Raw genomic sequence first — 2,837 nt, 5'->3', positions numbered from 1 at the left:
GGGTAACCGCATGGCCGGGAAGCGTGAGAGCGTATTTACCGACGAAGACGTCGGGATCCGGAACGGCGGGCGCCGTTCCTAATCGTTCATTGTCTGGTAAAAAATCTACGCGAGCCTATCATAAAACACTAAATTTAGCCAAGTTAAGATAAAGTATTGCACTATGTTGGATATCGACCACTTCAGAAACAAACTCCTCGCCGCCCGCGAGGCCATCCAGGGCCTGGCGGATGCCCGCAAAGCCTCCACCGCCACCGTGGTGCTGGATCAGACCAGCGTCGGCCGCCTCTCGCGGATGGACGCCCTGCAGCAGCAGGCCATGGCGCAGAGCACCCGCCGGCGGGCGGAGCTGGAACTGCGTCGCATCGAAGCGGCGCTACACCGTTGCGACGACGGCAGCTACGGCTACTGCACCGACTGCGATGAACCTATTGACCCGCGCCGGCTGGAGTTCGACCCGGCGGCCACCCTGTGCATCGCCTGCGCCGGGAAACGTGACCAGTAGTCTCGGCGCCGCCCGATTCAAAACCCCGTCGCATTTGCTTTGCAACCGAACCGACGGTATTACGGTTCCCCGCCGTGGCCGGGCAATCGATCCTGATGGGATGGGTTTCGACACGAACACGAGTGTGATAGTATCGTCGTTTTTTGACTGACCCCTGCGACGGGCGACTCGCCCCCTCCTGTGGTTGAACCAGGCGGCTGACAACCGCCCGCACCCGCCGACCGCTGGATATCATCCACCGATGTGCGTTTGACAAGGCGTATTGAGGACGCCATGGTCTCGCGCTGCCCGGAAATGCGCAGGGGGCAGTGCCATCGATCGGCGGCTTAGGTCGATAACAATTTGGGAAGTAATAGAAAAAATGCTCGTTTCTCTGCGCCGCTCTCTGCGCCACAACTGGTTTGGCAATATCCGCGGCGACCTGCTCGCCGGCATCGTCGTCGCCCTGGCCCTGATCCCGGAGGCGATCGCCTTCTCGGTGATCGCGGGGGTGGATCCCAAGGTGGGCCTGTACGCCTCGTTCTGTATCGCCGTGGTGATCGCCTTCACCGGCGGGCGGCCCGGCATGATCTCCGCTGCCACCGGCGCCATGGCGCTGTTGATGGTGACCCTGGTGAAGGAGCACGGTCTGGAATACCTGCTGGCGGCGACCTTGCTCACCGGCGTGCTGCAAATCATTGCCGGTTACCTCAAGCTGGGCTCGCTGATGCGTTTCGTGTCGCGTTCGGTGGTCACCGGCTTCGTCAACGCGCTGGCGATCCTCATCTTCATGGCGCAGTTGCCGGAGCTTACCGGCGTGACCTGGCAGGTCTATGCCATGACCGCCGGCGGACTGGCCATCATCTACCTCTTTCCCTATCTGACCAGGGCGGTGCCTTCGCCGCTGGTCACCATTGTGGTGCTGACGGCCATCGTGATGTTCCTGAATCTGGACATCCGTACCGTGGGCGACATGGGCGAGCTACCCGATACCCTGCCGGTATTCCTCTGGCCCGAGGTGCCTCTGACCTTCGAGACCCTGGCGATCATCTTTCCCTATTCGGTGTCGCTGGCGATGGTGGGCTTGCTGGAATCCTTGATGACCGCGACCATCATCGACGACCTGACCGATTCGGGCAGCGACAAGAACCGTGAGTGCAAGGGCCAGGGCGTGGCCAACATCGCCTCCGGCCTGCTGGGCGGCATGGCGGGTTGCGCCATGATCGGCCAGTCGATCATCAACATCAAATCCGGCGGGCGCACCCGCCTCTCGGCGCTGGCGGCCGGCGTCTTCCTGCTCGTCATGGTGGTCTTTCTGGGTGAGTGGGTGGCGCAGATCCCCATGGCGGCGCTGGTGGCGGTAATGATCATGGTGGCCATCGGCACCTTTAGCTGGGAATCGATCCGTAACCTGAAAAAACACCCGAAAAGCACCAGTCTGGTGATGATCACCACCGTGGTGGTGGTGGTCGCCACCCACAACCTAGCCTGGGGCGTGTTCATCGGCGTGCTGCTGGCGGCCATGTTCTTTGCCAACAAGGTCGCCCAGTACAAGTATGTCACCTCGCAATTGAACGAAGACGGCACCGTGCGCACCTACCAGGTGGTCGGCCAGGTGTTCTTCGCCTCGGCGGACAAGTTCGTGGAGTTTTTCGATTTCAAAGAGGCGGTCGACAAGGTGGTGATCGACCTGTGCAAGGCCCACTTCTGGGATATCACCGCCGTGGCGGCCCTGGACAAGGCGGTGCTCAAGTTCCGCCGCGAGGGCACCGAGGTGGAGATCATCGGTCTCAACGAGGCCAGCGCCACCATCGTCGATAAATTCGCCGTGCACGATAAGCCAGACGCGGTAGAAAAGCTGATGGGTCACTGACCGAGAGGGGAATCACCATGACCAAGACCAATGTCATCGCCTGTATCGACGGCACCGAAGTTTCCACTGCGGTCAGCGACTACGCCGCCTGGAGCAGCCTGCGCCTGGAAGCACCGCTCATTCTGCTGCACGTACTCGACAAGTCGGCCTACCCGGTGGAGAGCAATCTCAGCGGCAACATCGGCCTGGGGAGCCGCGAGGCCCTGCTGCAGGAGCTGGCGGAGCTGGATGAAAAGCGCGGCAGGCTGGCGCTGGAGCAGGGACGGATCATGCTGGAGGCGGCCCGCCAGCGGGCGCTCGCCGACGGCGTCGACGATCCCATCGTGCATCAGCGTCACGGCGACCTGCTGGAGTCCCTGCTGGCCGTCGAACAGGATACGCGCCTGCTGGTGCTGGGCAAGCATGACGAGAACCTCGGCGCGCATGTGGGCAGCCGGCTCGAATCCATTGTCCGCAGCCTGCACCGGCCCATGCTGGTTT

General features: G+C 62.2%; 3 protein-coding genes. All 3 read left to right on the top strand.

All coding sequences use genetic code 11. The annotated features are described in order from the left end of the window. Positions 1–163: 163 nt before the first annotated feature. Positions 164–505 (top strand): TraR/DksA family transcriptional regulator, encoded by a 342-nt coding sequence (locus tag RRB22_15825; GenBank protein MDT8385868.1) that lies wholly within the window; start codon positions 164–166, stop codon positions 503–505. A 373-nt stretch (positions 506–878) separates the two neighbouring features. Next, positions 879–2,357, top strand: coding sequence for a SulP family inorganic anion transporter (locus tag RRB22_15820; GenBank protein ID MDT8385867.1), 1,479 nt, complete (start codon positions 879–881; stop codon positions 2,355–2,357). A 17-nt stretch (positions 2,358–2,374) separates the two neighbouring features. Further along, positions 2,375–2,837 (top strand): universal stress protein (locus RRB22_15815; GenBank protein ID MDT8385866.1); only part of this gene is annotated, 463 nt, incomplete at its 3' end.

This window comes from Gammaproteobacteria bacterium (genome assembly GCA_032250735.1).
Lineage (GTDB): Bacteria > Pseudomonadota > Gammaproteobacteria > SZUA-152 > SZUA-152 > SZUA-152.
This window is presented reverse-complemented; position numbering and strand designations above follow the sequence as displayed.

Bases quoted from the DNA above. Each gene is read 5' to 3' on its own strand.
- RRB22_15825 (MDT8385868.1), top strand. From the start codon at position 164: ATGTTGGATATCGACCACTTCAGAAACAAACTCCTCGCCGCCCGCGAG.